We start from the raw sequence: 14,834 nt of genomic DNA, 5'->3' as shown, positions 1-14,834 counted from the left end.
GCTATGGCTGATACCAATATTCCAAAAGATGTCGCATCTAGCTTCACCAGCATATTTACCAATATTAATTTTGAAAGACTAAGTGAAATTGCTGTAGCCCTAATTTTATGTTTAATCGGCTTTGTAATTGCACGTCTAGTTTCTAATACCTTTATCCGCACCATTGGTAGTCGGTTTAACGCACATCAACGATTATTATGGCGAAGAGGTATTTTTTACTTTATTTTCCTACTCTTCATCATGACCAGTTTAAGAGAAGCTGGATTTAAACTCAGTGTCTTCTTGGGCGCAGCAGGGATACTAACTGTTGCTCTAGGTTTCGCTTCTCAAACCTCAGCTACAAACTTAATCAGCGGGCTCTTCTTAATCGGTGAAGGTTCTTTTGAAGTCGGCGATACAATACAGATTACGTTGATTCGAGGACAAACCATTGAAGGTGAAGTGATCTCTATCGATCTTTTATCGGTCAAACTTCTGACGCTCGACAATGTTTACATTCGGCTTCCAAATGAGCAGCTCATTCGCACCCCTGTCATGAATTTATCCAAATACCCGATACGGCGTATTCCGATTACCTTAGCAATTAATTTTCACGAAGACATTATTAAAGTAAGACAGGTACTATTAGATGTTGCATCTAAATATCCACTGGTTATGGATGATCCTAAACCAACCGTAACAGTAACTGCATTTCGTGAATCCTCAATTGAGCTGTTGTTTGCGGTATGGTGTCGTCAGGAAAATGCATTAAAAGTCCGAGATGAAATGCAAGAAAGGGTTCGTAATGGTTTCCTTGAAAATGAAATTGAGATCCCTGTACCTAAAATGGGTTTAATTGATCGCCCCATCCCTTTAGAGGATGATGAGGTCGATCAATATGCCCATCAAAAAGAGCTCAAAAAAGAAGATAAAGTTAGATAGATGAAGATTCTTTAGACTGTTCTTGGGCAGGTGGTAAAGGTGCAAGATATGCAATTACAAGCATGACTGCACCTGAACCAATAAACGAAATAACACGTGTCAAAGTACCACTTTGCGATAAATCTAATAACAATAACTTAAACACAACGATCCCCAACAACGCAGCCCCAACAAACCAAATTTGTCGAATATGACGACGGCTTGAAAAGGTCATAAGAATAAAAGCTAAAATCACCCATAATAAGGTCAAACTTAGTTGTACATTGCCATTCCGCCAGATTTCTATCCCCCATAATGGTGTTCCAACATAATGATGCATAGCGCGTACAACGATGCTACTTAATACAAGTAAACCGACTAAAATCGTTGAGACTTTGAATCCCCATTCTACTGAATGCTCATCGTCAAAATGATGATGATATATTACCCAGATCAAACCAATAAACATTAGTAAAGAGAGAAAATCAGTTAAGTTAAATAAAGGAAGCACATAAAAATGAGTTGCAGAATATGAATCTAAACAAATTAAAATTAACCAAAATAAGGTTAGCCCCCACACTGGTTGTTGATCCAATAAAAGCATATTTTTTGATAAAAATAACCAGCCAGCGTATATTGCAGGAAAAACAGCCAATGCAATAACAGCAATATTGGGAAAAAGTGTAATACCAATACCCGCTAAACTTAACCAAAGCAAAGCAGACCAGATCAAACAATATAGCGATGAAGAAAAAGATCTCATCTTGATGAGCAAAATAGTCAGTGCAAGTGTAGTCGTCAGGGCGCTAAATTGGCTCAGAGGTGTAAACCAGTCACCTGTGGAGTAAACATTCTCCGCAAAACTTACGCTATAACTTAAGAAAAGTAATCCACTGATCAAGATAAGTTGTACATTAACCCATTCGATTTTGGACTTAAGCTGCACCATAAAACCAAATAACAGCAACAATACGGCTGCGATTGCCAAATAAGGATTCATGCCTTGATTTTGCCAATGCATAAACTCTATCGCAGCAATTGATCCTGCATACATGCCAAGTGCTAAAAAAATACCGCTTAGCATCCACGCACTAAAATATTTTTCGACCTCTTGATAGTGCAATAAATAGAAAGCTGATATGAATTGCGCAAGTGCAAAAATCACTGTACTCAAAATTGGGAAGTCATCATTTGACCAAACTTGGAAAATAAGTGCCACAGAACTCAATAGCACTAAGGCAACCCCGATATATCGACTAAGACGATAACGCTCGGTCACCCCCCAAACGATCAATGCTGTTCCTTGAATGACCCAACCTGTTGATGTCCAATGTGCTCCTTTTGCCAATGGAAATATCAAAGCCGTAAATACCACTGCAAGAATAAAGAAGCTTTTAGCCAAAATAGAAAGCTGCGGATGCCTTTGTTTAATCCAAATATTTAAAGCACCATAAATAATCGCAAGTGCAACTGCACCCCAAGTCAGTGCTTGAGTAGAGTTGTGCATCAGATAAGCATGTAGAGAGAAACCCAATACAGGAACACTAAAAATCAAACCTACATCTAAAATTGGTTGTAATCGCTGTTCCTTTTGATTCGCTTTATTCTCTATTGATAAATTCTCATCACGTACCCGCAGCATCAATTGGCTATAACGAATACTTAGCCAAATAAACAAACCGATATGCAACCATAAAATTATATCTAAGGTGTCGAACTGTTGAGTCTCTCCATAAAGCCCAATCATAGCCCCGCCAATAAAGAGCGTGGCAAAAAAGGCAATCTGATGCAGAATTTTCCAAGGTTGAATAAAGTTAACGGCTGCAACAGCAAGGTTAATCACAAAATAATAGCCAAATAAGAAAATCACGTCAGGATGTGATTGAGGTATGACAAGTGGTGCGATATAAGCCATCGTCAGCGCTAGCATGGCCAAATATAATGCCTGTTGTTTTAAACTCAGATAAACAGTGACTGATAATAAAATTACAAAGAATAAACTGGCTGTTTTTAAACTCGCAATCACTGCAAAGTGATGTGAGAAAATTAATGTGAGGAACACAATAGCAAGACCGACGCCCTGCAAAGCAACAGCAAATAGCTGATTTTTTCGTTTCAGCCAGTAACCTGCGATTGTGATCACAGTACCTGTAAGGGCAATAAAACTAAGCTTTACACCTAAACTTAACTGCCAATGCTCACTTGCGAAACGTAATAATAATACGACGCCAACCATCAATACAGCGACAGCAATTCGTAAAATCGGATTGCCATGAATCATCCATTGCAAGATAGGTTGCCACCATGCAGTTTGAGATGATGTCGATAATTGCTTCTGAGATGGCTGAGTTAATGAGTATTCGTTTGATGATGAAGATTCTGCTTGCATCCATGTAGCTGGATGTTGTACCTGACTTTCATAGACAGAATGATTAGGTGTTGATAATTGATTAGCTTGGTTGATATGAGCAGAAACACTATTTAAATCATTTTGGACGACTGTTTTTCCATATTGTTCTAAATGCAATAACCGCGTTTGAAAGCTACTGATCGTCTGAATAAGACAAAGTAACAACACTAACAATGCCCCACCTGCCAACCACATCCATGTATTTGCATAGGCAAAAAGTGCGACTAATGCAGCACTATAAATCACGATCTTCTGAGCACCAATTGTAGCTGATTGAGCAAAATAACTTGGAGCATCATATTCAAGTTGACGTAATCGAGTGTGAATTTCTGAAAGAATGTGCACAATAGCAACAGTTAAACCAATCGCAGAAGCAACAATAGTGCCTTGCCATTTAAATGCAATCGCTGATGCTAGTAATACTGTCAGCACAACTAAAACAATCACGATTCCCTGTTTATCTTTTTTATACATAGACTTATATCAATGATTACAGCTTTATTAATCGTATCTTACTTGATCAGTCTATAAACCGTCATTTTTACATACAAATAACTGCAATTTTTAAACGACATAGATCGTCATCATCGTTCTGCCTAACAAGGACATGGACTGCTTTTTCACGTAAAATAGCTCTCAGTTCATAATAAGGATTTGCGCAATGCCACCTTTTGTCTTGGTTGACGGGTCTTATTTTCTATTTCGTGCTTTTCACGCTTTACCGCCATTAACGACGTCTACTGGCCTACATACTAATGCAATTCGTGGTGCTATTTCAGCGATTCAGAAATTAATGCGTCGTACCCAGCCAACACATATGGCTGTTATTTTTGATACTCCAGAACCAACTTTCCGCCATAAATTATCACCCATATATAAAGGTGATCGTCCAAGCATGCCGGAGGAGTTATCTGAACAAATTCCTTATTTACATGCCCTAATCAAAGCTCTTGGCATCCCGTTATATAGCCTTCCTGGCGCAGAGGCGGATGATATTATTGGGACCTTAACAAAACGAGCATTATCAGAAGGTCATCATGTCTTAATCTCGACAGGTGATAAGGATATGGCTCAACTTGTTAATCCACATGTCAAACTTGAAGATAGTTTTAAAGAACGTGTACTTGATGAGGCGGGTGTATTAGAGAAATTTGGCGTACACCCTCATCAAATTATTGATTATCTTACGCTTATGGGCGATGCATCCGATGGTATCATGGGTGTTCCAGGAGTAGGTGCAAAGACTGCGGCAAAACTATTAACAGAATATGGTTCACTCAATAATATTATTGCGAACGTGGATCAACTCAAAGGTAAACTCAGTCAGAATATCAAAGATAATTTAGACAATATTAAAATTGACCACCAATTGGCAAGTATCGTCTGTGACCTCGATCTCGCTTTAGATTGGCATGATCTAAAATTAAGTCAACCGAACACCGAACAACTTCGTCATTTATACACAGAACTTGAGTTCCGTAACCAATTACAATCTTTGGATCATCCTAATAATCCAAATACGCCTGTCTATCAACAGACCTCTCAAAGTATTGTCAAAGCTGAACAAAAAACTGAATCTATAGCGATAGAAGATCATGCAAATCTTTCAAGCCAAGATGATCAATTAGGTGAAGCGACTTATCATACTGTACTAGAGCAAGCTGACTGGGAGCTATTGTTGCAACGTATGCAACAAGCGGATCACTTTGCAATTGATACAGAAACCACCAACTTAGACTATCGAGTGGCTGAACTCGTTGGATTCTCGATCGCATTTGATGCCAATGAAGCCTACTATGTTCCTCTAGCTCATGATTATGAAGGCGCTCCTGAACAACTCAGTCGGGAACAAGTTTTAGCACAAATCAAACCAATTTTAGAAAATGAGCAAGTCAAGAAAATTGGTCATCATTTAAAATATGATGCTCATATCTTTGCCAATCACGGTATCACAATCCAAGGCTGGTACTTCGATACCATGCTAGCTTCCTATGTTTTGAATGCTGCTGCAACTCGTCATGGCATGGATGATGTAGCACGTGTTTATCTTAGCCACCTGACAACTACTTTCGAACAAATTGCAGGTAAAGGCGCTAAGCAAAAAACCTTTAATCAAATTGAACTCGAAGTTGCAGCACATTATGCAGCAGAGGATGCACACGTCACTTATCGTTTGTATGAAGTACTTTCTTCAAAACTAAAAAGCCATCCTGAACTTGTTAATATTCTCCACAATATTGAGATGCCTGTTGCACGAGTACTAACAGGCATGGAAGAAGATGGAATCAAGCTCGATCATAAATTCTTAGATCAGCTCAGTGTAGAATTCTCCGACACCATGCAAACATTAGAGAATCAAGCAACTGAGCTTGCAGGTGAAACGTTTAATATTGCCTCGCCTAAACAGGTCGGAGAGGTTCTATTTGATAAGTTGGGAATTAAAGGCGGTAAGAAAACTGCCACGGGACAATACAGCACCAGTGAAAGTATTCTTGAAAAAATCGAACATCCTTTAGCGGAAGTGATTTTAGAACATCGCGGCTTGGCAAAACTCAAAAATACATATACTGATCGATTAGTTGAGCAATCACATGATGCAACCCATCGTGTACATACTAGCTATCATCAAGCTTTAACTGCGACAGGGCGTTTATCTTCTACTGACCCTAATCTGCAAAACATCCCGATTCGTACACCAATTGGTCGCCAAATTCGTAAAGCATTTATCGCTCCCGAAGGTCGTGTCCTACTTGCAGCCGACTATTCACAAATTGAACTACGCTTAATGGCTCATTTTTCTCAAGATGATGCTTTAGTACACGCTTTTCAACAAGGTCAGGATGTTCATCGTCGTACTGCCGCTGAAGTATTGGGAATCGCTATCGAAGACGTAACCAATGATCAACGTCGCCAAGCTAAAGCGGTTAACTTCGGGCTACTTTACGGTATGTCTGAGTTTGGCTTAACCCGCCAACTTGGTTTCACTCGTGAAGAATCACGTAGCTACATCGCACGTTATTTCCAACGTTATCCTGGTGTATTGGATTATATGGAACGTACACGTCAGATTGCTCGTGAGCAAGGTTTTGTAGAAACCATTTTAGGTCGTCGTCTATACACACCAGATATTTTGGCAACAAATAAAATGATCAAGCAAGCAGCTGAACGAGCAGCGATTAATGCCCCCTTACAAGGAAGCGCAGCAGATATCATTAAACTTGCAATGATTGCCGTTGATAAAATTTTGCCTAAAGATCAAGCTAAACTTTTACTGCAAGTGCACGATGAATTGGTTTTTGAAGCTGATGTGTCAATTGCAGATGAACTTTCAAAACAAATTGCTGATGTGATGCAGTCTGTATTAGAAATTTCCGTACCTTTTGTGGTGGAAGTTGGACAAGGTCTAAACTGGGATGCCGCACACTAATTTGTAGGCATAAAAAAAGGATTGTTTTGACACAATCCTTTTTTTATTTTCAAACCAATCAAAGACCAGTCAACAGAACTTTTGCGGCTTCATTCATCAAAATCTCAGCAATATACAACGCCAAGAAAGCCAAAATTGGTGACAAATCAATCATCCCCATATTTGGTAGTAAACGACGGAAAGGCGCAAGTAAAGGTTCTGCGAGCTCCTGAATAACTTCGATATATGGTGAGCGTGACTGTGTAAACATCACCACCCAACTCAAAATAATCGTTGCAAAAATCAAGTAGCGACAGAAACGAATAAAATCCTGAATCATCGTCACGAATGTCGTAATTACAAGATAGACAGCACTATGGGGCATCTGCCCTGATAGATACATCAACCCGAAAATTTTCAACAAATAAAGCACAATCAATAAAGCAATTGCCGCTAAATTGACGCGCCCTTTGCCTACAGTTGGCAAACTACGGCTTAGGATATCTACAATTTTGGTCGCTTTAACAGTTGAAAGTACAACTGGGTTATAAGGGCTAACCGCTGCCAATTGCATTAAAAAACGGAAAAAGACCAATAAAATTGCGACATTGATCAAAACACCAAAAATTAGCGCAGAACTTGCACCCATACTTGTCTTATCCTACTTAAACTGATTTAGTCTTTTCACTTAACTCTTGTGCAAGCTCTTGACTACGTTTCTGAGCTGCCGCAAGCGCTGCTTGAATATTTTGTGAAATCTGCGCACGATCAAATACCTCTAATGCAGCTTGAGTCGTACCATTTGGAGATGTCACATTTTTACGCAATTCTGATGGTGAGTTAGAGCTGGTAATTGCCATTTGGGCTGCACCCAATGCTGTTTGCAACGTTAGTGCTGTTGCAACTTTCTCATCTAAGCCCAAATTCTTTCCTGCTCGAATCATACTTTCCATTAGATAGAAAAAATATGCAGGTCCCGAACCTGATACCGCTGTTACAGCATCAATTTGAGCTTCGCTATCGACCCAAATCGTCAAACCTGTTGCAGCTAAAATTTGACTCGTTAACTCACGATCTTGAGCATTAACAGCCTCTGAAGCATAGATACCGTGCGCACCTGTTTGTACTAAAGCAGGTGTATTTGGCATTACACGCACAATACGCTGGCTTCCACCAATCAGCTCTGAAATTGTTTGAATTTCTGCGCCTGCAATAATGGAAATAACCAGTTTATCGGATAGCAAACCTTTTAAAGGTTGTAAAACCGTAGCTAACACTTGAGGCTTAACAGCCAGTACGACCACATCTGCATTTTGAATTGCTTCAACATTGTCCGTGGTCGTTTGAATTCCTTTTTCTTCTAATATTTGACGAATTTGTTCTACTGGATCTGAAACTGTAATTCGTGTTGTTGGCAGCCCACGGGAAAGTAATCCTCCGATCAAGGCCTGAGCCATGTTACCGCCGCCAATAAAACAGATGTTTTGATTCAATGCTGTCGCCATTTCCTACTCGTCATTTGAAAAAGATTGAGGAGAATTTTCTCGACAATCTGAAACTAAACTTGGTTGCCACCCCCCCTGCTCGATATAGTCAGATTGAGCCAACCAAAACCCTTTAGGGCTAAAAACCCCAAGCATAACATTTTCCACGACTAATATTTGAATTGTATGACGGAACCAAGGCAAAATCTGTGCATCTTGAATCGCTTTTTTCAGTGGCCAATGCCCGATTCGCCCGTAAAGATGAATTTTTTCACCACCTTGACGTTTAATCAATTTTAAATCTTTATTTAATAATTGTTTGGAAAGACCTATATCTCGCGTCAATATTTTGAACTTACCTGAAGCAGTTTGAATCATTTGTTCCAAGTTGTAAGATTGATTCATAATAGGTTGAATAGGAAAAAGCTTTTCTGCGTACAGCTCTGCATGAGTTAGACGATACAATTTTTTCTGGTAGCGGACATAATAATAAGAATTAATATGTAAAGTTGCTTGTGCATCAGGCTTAGCAAAAATCACTTCATCTTGAAGGCGTTTGACCATGTCATAACTTGGGCGGTATTGATCTTTGCCTTTTATCCAAGCGGACAACAATTGACGTTTGCGTGCATCCGATAATTCCAACAGGCGAGTTAAATCCAGCTCATTCTCAGTTGCACATAATTTCCAATCACTTTGCAGCACATCATCTAAAATTTCTGTGGCATCTTGCATCAGATAACTCGTTCGTGACACAGCTGATTGCATTTTTGGGAAGCGCTTTTCTAATACAGGCCATAACTCTTCACGACACCATGCCCGATCATAATGAGTATCATGATTTGTTGGATCGACAACATAGTCAAAACCAATTTGTTTAGTCCACTCCTCAATTTGCTGTCGGCTGAGCTCTAAAAAAGGTCGCCATATCGTCAAATCTTTTCGCACATCATATGCTTGCATGGCGGATAAACCATTAACACCTGCACCTGAAAATAAACGCAATAGTAGAGTTTCAGCTTGGTCTTGTTGGTGATGAGCTAACACCAAGATTTCATGGCTTTTTAAATGCTTTGTATAGGCTTGATAACGTGCATGACGTGCTTGCTGCTCAAGATTTCCTGCATCGACATGTACTTTTTGGATCACACAAGGAATGTTTAATTGTTCAGATTGTTTCTGAACTAAACATCCCCACTCCGTACTGCTCGATTGCAACTGATGATCAACATAAATTGAACGGGTTTGACTTGGGAAAATTTCGGACATTAGATACAACAACAGCATGGAATCCATGCCGCCGCTGCACCCAATTAAGAATTGAGTATCTTTAGAAAAATGCTGTGTTTGTGCTAAGACGCGATGCCTAAATTGCTGCTGCCAAACTTCATTAAACGTTGATAACGTGCTTCGCATCGTGCTTGAGCATCCATCTGTTGCAATTCTTCTAAGGCTTGTTTGAGTACATCTTTCAAATCATGCATGACTTTCTCAGGTTGCAAATGTGCCCCCTCACCTTCATCCACAACATACTCCACAATTCCAATCGCTTTCAATTTGTCAGCAGTCAGAGCTAAGGCTTCACTCGCTTGCGCTGCTTTATCAGCAGTTTTCCATAAAATAGAAGCACAACCTTCTGGTGAAATCACAGAATAAATACTGTGTGAAAGCATAATTACTCGATCTGCCACACCTATACCTAGCGCACCACCTGAACCACCTTCACCAAGTACAGTCGCAATCACTGGCACTTTCAAACTAGAAAGCTGAGCCAAACTGGTTGCAATCGCTTCTGCTTGTCCACGCTCTTCTGCACCAACACCTGGATAGGCACCCATGGTATCGACAAAAGTAAATACAGGTAAATTAAAACGCTCAGCCATATCTAGCAAACGTTGTGATTTACGATAGCCTTCTGGGTTACACATACCAAAGTTATGTTGTAACTTTTCACGCGTACTACGTCCACGATGTTGACCAACTACCATTACGGGTTGTCCGTCAAAACGAGCAAGACCACCGATCATGGCACCATCATCACCATACAAACGGTCACCGTGAAGTGCATCAAATTCAGTAAAGATTTCACTAACATAATCTAGAAATTGCGGGCGTTCAGGATGTCGCGCAATTTGAACCGTAGCCCAAGCCTTGGACTGAGTCGCTTTATTTTTCATAAGTCGTAGATAATCCCTAACAAGGATGTATTGTTAATCAACAAAATTGTCTGACTGAATATTTAACTCAATGTCCCAATTCTTAAACTGCACTTGCTCATCATGCAAATCAGCAACCAATAAAGGCCATTGTTTAGCATCGCCAGAAACGCTGAGTTGCCATTGTTGACCATTTACAACACTCAGTTCAATGGCAGGAAGCATCTGATCACTACGACTATGGTTCAGCAAAACAGCGAGGCGTAATAGCAAACACAAATAAAGTAAATGGCTGCCACCCACCTTCATTACATCATTTTTTGCATCTGCACGTAATTTACGGCGATGGTGCGATACAAGATGAGAGAGGTGATTTTGATCGATTTGAGAGAAACCGGGGATATCAGAATGCTGCAATAAATATGCACCATGACGATGATAACCACCATGACTAATCGCTAATCCAATTTCATGTAAATAAGCTGCACGACGTAGTAAGTCACTGTCTTCAGTCGTTAAATTTAAAGCACCTGCTACGCCATCAAACAATTGTTGCGCGGTATTCACTACACGTTCGGCTTGTTTAGGATCAGCGTTGTAACGTCCCATTAATGCTTGCACACTACGGTCACGAATATCTTCATGTTTAAATCGACCTAACAGGTCATACATCACACCTTCACGTAATGCACCGTCAGAATATGCCAATTTATCAATATTCATCACTTCAAAAATAGCGTACAAAATTGCTAGACCAGCTGGCAAAACTGCTCGACGATCTTCGCGTAGTCCCTCAAAATCAATTTCAGAGACATGTTTGAATTTTAACAAACGATCTTTTAACTTATATAAGCCTTCACGGGTCAAATTTTCTTGCTCATCACTTAAACCTAGATTCACAGAAATCTGGCGACAAGCTTTAATCGTCCCGCTGGAACCAACTACTGTATCCCAGCCTTCTGATTTATAAGTATTTGCGATTGCAGAGAGCTCTTTACGCGCAGCAACTACCGCTTTATCAAAGGCTTTTGTTGAAATCTCACCATCTGCAAAATATGCCTTACTAAAGGCAACGCAACCCATTTGCAACGATTCAGTATGCAAAGGCTCAAACTCTTCACCAATAATAAATTCTGTTGAACCACCACCGATGTCAACGACTAAACGTCTGCCACCATTTGCCATGGTATGAGAAACACCTAAATAAATTAGACGAGCCTCTTCACGACCAGCAATAATCTCAATTGGCTTTGGTAAAATTTCAGCAGCTTTTTGAATAAACTCGTGACCATTTTTAGCTTGTCGTAACGCATTGGTTGCCACAATTCTTAAACGATTAGGTTGAACAGAACTTAAACGCCCAACGAATCGAGCTAGACAAGCCAAACCACGCTGTTGCGCAGCTTCAGTTAAATTTTTATTTTCATCGAGTCCAGCGGCCAACTGAACCTTTTCTGACATTGAAGCAACTTTCTTAACCTCTCCGTGATCTACACGAGCAATTGCCAAATGGAAACTATTCGATCCCATATCAATCGCAGCAAGTAATTCTTCATCAATCAGAAAATCAGACATTCTTCATATAAACCCATGCTCAATTCACGCATTAGAGTAATTCACATGCTTAGAATTTTAAAGTCATTTTAAGCAATAAAAGCAGCAGATTTTCTCTTTTTAACACATAAATGATTGTATAAGTCGATAGTGAACATCGTGAGCATCCATTGGACTTTTCATTTTGATACTTGAATAATGGCAACAAACCCTTACATTGAATAAAGTAGCAATGTAATATTCATCGTGAAGATGATTGAATTCGCACTTTATTTCTAAATTTTGGAGCAACCTTATGTCTGCGACTATTGTTAATACAACTGATGAAAACTTCCAAGCAGATGTTTTAGATGCTGAAACTCCTGTACTTGTAGACTTTTGGGCTGGTTGGTGTGCACCTTGTAAAGCAATTGCACCTGTCCTAGAAGACCTTTCTAACGAATATGCAGGTAAAGTAAAAATCGTTAAAGTCGACGTAACTGCATGTGAAGAAACAGCTGTGAAATACAATATCCGTAATATTCCAGCTCTATTAATGTTCAAAAATGGTGAAGTTGTTGCTCAACAAGTTGGCGCAGCTCCTCGCTCAAAACTCGCTGCATTTATCGATCAAAACGTCTAACTTTATTTAGATTGAACCCGACTTGAAATACGTTATTAGTCTAATAGCGTATTTCCTCGTATAAATTGACATTTTTCTTGATTTAACCTATATTACTGGATCAAGAAGCTTTGAATGGAATCTACTTCATCGCGCTTCTTACAAGACACAAACATAAGATCGCCGCTCGGCAATAACAATTGTTTTCACATTTCTCTCTGAAACAATGAACCAGACTACTGAATTGTGGTTGTGTAAATACAATTACATCAGCACGTATGTATGCGGTCGATTTTTTATTCTTTCCCTAACATTATCCTCCACTTATTCCATTCTGTCTGACCACTTATGAACTTAACTGAACTCAAGAAAAAACCCATTGGCGAACTCATTAAAATTGCGGAGTTTATGGGCCTTGAAGGCATGGCACGTAACCGTAAACAAGATATTATTTTTGCCATTTTAAAGCGCCATGCCATGAATGGCGAAGAAATCTTTGGTGATGGTGTTCTTGAAATCCTTTCTGATGGCTTTGGTTTCCTTCGCTCAGCCGCTGGTTCATATTTAGCTGGACCAGATGATATTTATGTGAGCCCATCACAAATCCGTCGTTTCAACCTTCGCACTGGTGATACCATTACAGGTACAATTCGCCCACCTAAAGAAGGTGAACGTTATTTTGCTTTATTAAAAGTAAATCAAATTAACTACGACACACCAGAAAACTCGCGTAATAAGATTTTATTCGAAAACCTCACCCCATTGTTCCCAACTGAACAACTCGTTATGGAACTAGGCAATGGTACAACTGAAGATCTCACTGCACGTGTAGTAGATTTAGTAGCACCAATTGGTAAAGGTCAACGTTCAATCATTGTTGCACCGCCTAAAGCGGGTAAAACAATGTTATTACAAAACATTGCTCAATCAATCGTCCGTAATAATCCAGAAGTATTTCTGATTGTTCTTCTTATTGACGAACGTCCCGAAGAAGTAACGGAAATGGAACGTACAGTACGTGGTGAAGTGGTTGCCTCGACCTTCGATGAAGCACCAGCTCGTCACGTACAAGTTGCTGAAATGGTGATTGAAAAAGCAAAACGTCTAGTTGAGCATAAAAAGGATGTTGTGATTCTGCTTGACTCAATTACTCGTCTTGCACGTGCTTACAATACTGTTATTCCTTCATCTGGTAAGGTACTTACAGGTGGTGTAGATGCTCATGCATTAGAACGTCCAAAACGTTTCTTTGGTGCTGCACGTAATATCGAAGAAGGTGGTTCACTTACGATTATTTCGACTGCTTTAATCGAAACAGGTAGTAAGATGGATGATGTGATTTACGAAGAATTCAAAGGTACAGGTAACCAAGAGATTACGCTTGATCGCCGTATCGCTGAGAAACGTGTATTCCCTGCAATGAACATCAAGAAATCAGGTACTCGTCGCGAAGAGCGCTTAATGGGTGAAGAAAACTTACGTAAAGTCTGGATTCTACGCAAATTATTACATCCAATGGATGAGCTTGCCGCAATGGAATTTTTATTAGATCGAATGAAAGAAACCAAGACGAATGATGATTTCTTTGATCAAATGAAACGCAAAGCATCAACATAACGGCAACATAATAAAGCCACCTCAATGGTGGCTTTTTTTAATTGGTTGACAAGATTACATATTTTTTACATTTAAATTGCATTCCTCAATAAAAATACAAGCAATTGATTTTACTAAAAATAACTAAATACAATCTCAGAAAACAAACAACAAACCAATCAAAAAACAATTATCAATAGTTATTTTCTATCAAAAATTAGCCAATTTTTGTCAAATTTTGTCGTTTTGTTGGACAGAACAGTAGTAATTCATGATTTGCTTTGATAGGATAGCCACAGACCAGTTAGGCTGCTCCCTGCGTTGTTACCTAAAAGCGTTTAGGAATATTAAAAGCACAAACAGACTAGCTAAGGTTTTTTTTAATCTCACAATTTTATGAGAGTGATGCCATGTTATTCAAAAAATTTGCTGTTGTTGCTGCTATCGCTACTACTTTAGCTTTCGTTGGTTGCTCTAAGAAAGAAGAAGCTGCTACTGATGCAAACGCTGCTGCTTCTGAAGCTGTAGCTGCTGCTTCTGAAGCTACTGTTGCTGCTTCTGAAGCTACTGTTGCTGCTTCTGAAGCTGTTGTTGCTGCTTCTGACGTTGCTGCTTCTGACGTTGCTGCTTCTGCTGCTCAATAATCTATATTATAGATTATAAAAAGAGAACCTTACGGTTCTCTTTTTTTATGCCTGATACTTTTATGTTTAATTTTAAATAAATT

The 14,834-nt window shown here is 39.4% G+C and carries 10 protein-coding genes and 2 pseudogenes; 5 read left to right on the top strand and 7 right to left on the bottom strand.

Translation table 11 applies throughout. The features are described from left to right. Positions 1-3: 3 nt before the first annotated feature. Complete coding sequence (locus tag H2677_RS03060) at positions 4-921, top strand: mechanosensitive ion channel family protein (protein WP_004906771.1); 918 nt, start codon at positions 4-6, stop codon at positions 919-921. On the opposite strand, the pseudogene H2677_RS03055 reads toward H2677_RS03060, so the two are convergent. Together H2677_RS03055 and H2677_RS16190 are read right to left on the bottom strand one after the other, a co-directional pair. Beyond that, positions 914-3,214, bottom strand: a pseudogene (locus H2677_RS03055) (DUF2339 domain-containing protein); the annotation flags it as partial. The gene H2677_RS03060 and the pseudogene H2677_RS03055 overlap by 8 nt on opposite strands. Before the next feature lie 195 nt (positions 3,215-3,409). Next, positions 3,410-3,784 (bottom strand): annotated as a pseudogene (locus tag H2677_RS16190) (DUF2339 domain-containing protein); the annotation flags it as partial. Between the two features lie 187 nt (positions 3,785-3,971). Between H2677_RS16190 and polA the strand changes: the two are divergent. Next, complete coding sequence (gene polA / locus H2677_RS03050; protein ID WP_039047755.1) at positions 3,972-6,737, top strand: DNA polymerase I; 2,766 nt, start codon at positions 3,972-3,974, stop codon at positions 6,735-6,737. Positions 6,738-6,795: 58 nt separating this feature from the next. On the opposite strand, the gene H2677_RS03045 is transcribed toward polA, so the two are convergent. The 5 genes from H2677_RS03045 to ppx are packed head-to-tail and all read right to left on the bottom strand — an operon-like array spanning position 6,796 to position 11,931. After that, a complete protein-coding gene (locus H2677_RS03045) occupies positions 6,796-7,365 on the bottom strand; it encodes a YggT family protein (protein WP_212639120.1) in 570 nt (189 codons plus the stop codon). A 16-nt stretch (positions 7,366-7,381) separates the two neighbouring features. Next, positions 7,382-8,221, bottom strand: coding sequence for a pyrroline-5-carboxylate reductase (gene proC, locus H2677_RS03040; protein ID WP_004955724.1), 840 nt, complete (start codon positions 8,219-8,221; stop codon positions 7,382-7,384). A 3-nt stretch (positions 8,222-8,224) separates the two neighbouring features. Next, the gene (gene tilS / locus H2677_RS03035) at positions 8,225-9,616 is read right to left on the bottom strand and encodes a tRNA lysidine(34) synthetase TilS (RefSeq protein ID WP_212639119.1); all 1,392 of its coding nucleotides are present in this window, start codon (positions 9,614-9,616) and stop codon (positions 8,225-8,227) included. Next, entirely contained in the window at positions 9,553-10,377 is an 825-nt protein-coding gene (locus tag H2677_RS03030) for an acetyl-CoA carboxylase carboxyltransferase subunit alpha (protein ID WP_039047753.1), read from the bottom strand. The genes tilS and H2677_RS03030 overlap by 64 nt, the downstream gene beginning before the upstream one ends. Positions 10,378-10,410: 33 nt before the next feature. Next, complete coding sequence (gene ppx / locus H2677_RS03025; RefSeq protein ID WP_004906756.1) at positions 10,411-11,931, bottom strand: exopolyphosphatase; 1,521 nt, start codon at positions 11,929-11,931, stop codon at positions 10,411-10,413. A gap of 274 nt (positions 11,932-12,205) precedes the next feature. On the opposite strand from ppx, the gene trxA reads away from it, so the two are divergent. The 3 genes from trxA to H2677_RS03010 all read left to right on the top strand — a co-directional run bounded on the left by trxA (position 12,206) and on the right by H2677_RS03010 (position 14,751). After that, a complete protein-coding gene (gene trxA, locus H2677_RS03020) occupies positions 12,206-12,532 on the top strand; it encodes a thioredoxin (protein ID WP_004906753.1) in 327 nt (108 codons plus the stop codon). A gap of 327 nt (positions 12,533-12,859) precedes the next feature. Next, positions 12,860-14,128, top strand: a complete 1,269-nt coding sequence (gene rho, locus H2677_RS03015) for a transcription termination factor Rho (protein ID WP_004955720.1) — start codon at positions 12,860-12,862, stop codon at positions 14,126-14,128. 389 nt (positions 14,129-14,517) lie between these two features. After that, positions 14,518-14,751 (top strand): hypothetical protein, encoded by a 234-nt coding sequence (locus H2677_RS03010; protein WP_125299418.1) that lies wholly within the window; start codon positions 14,518-14,520, stop codon positions 14,749-14,751. The last annotated feature ends 83 nt before the right edge of the window (positions 14,752-14,834 follow it).

The sequence above is a fragment of the Acinetobacter junii genome (assembly GCF_018336855.1).
GTDB lineage: Bacteria > Pseudomonadota > Gammaproteobacteria > Pseudomonadales > Moraxellaceae > Acinetobacter > Acinetobacter junii.
Note: the sequence above shows the minus strand (reverse complement) of the source record. Positions and strands in the feature narration are given on the sequence as shown.

Bases quoted from the DNA above. Each gene is read 5' to 3' on its own strand.
- H2677_RS03060 (WP_004906771.1), top strand. From the start codon at position 4: ATGGCTGATACCAATATTCCAAAAGATGTCGCATCTAGCTTCACCAGC.
- polA (WP_039047755.1), top strand. From the start codon at position 3,972: ATGCCACCTTTTGTCTTGGTTGACGGGTCTTATTTTCTATTTCGTGCT.
- H2677_RS03045 (WP_212639120.1), bottom strand. From the start codon at position 7,365: ATGGGTGCAAGTTCTGCGCTAATTTTTGGTGTTTTGATCAATGTCGCA.
- proC (WP_004955724.1), bottom strand. From the start codon at position 8,221: ATGGCGACAGCATTGAATCAAAACATCTGTTTTATTGGCGGCGGTAAC.
- tilS (WP_212639119.1), bottom strand. From the start codon at position 9,616: ATGCGAAGCACGTTATCAACGTTTAATGAAGTTTGGCAGCAGCAATTT.
- H2677_RS03030 (WP_039047753.1), bottom strand. From the start codon at position 10,377: ATGAAAAATAAAGCGACTCAGTCCAAGGCTTGGGCTACGGTTCAAATT.
- ppx (WP_004906756.1), bottom strand. From the start codon at position 11,931: ATGTCTGATTTTCTGATTGATGAAGAATTACTTGCTGCGATTGATATG.
- trxA (WP_004906753.1), top strand. From the start codon at position 12,206: ATGTCTGCGACTATTGTTAATACAACTGATGAAAACTTCCAAGCAGAT.
- rho (WP_004955720.1), top strand. From the start codon at position 12,860: ATGAACTTAACTGAACTCAAGAAAAAACCCATTGGCGAACTCATTAAA.
- H2677_RS03010 (WP_125299418.1), top strand. From the start codon at position 14,518: ATGTTATTCAAAAAATTTGCTGTTGTTGCTGCTATCGCTACTACTTTA.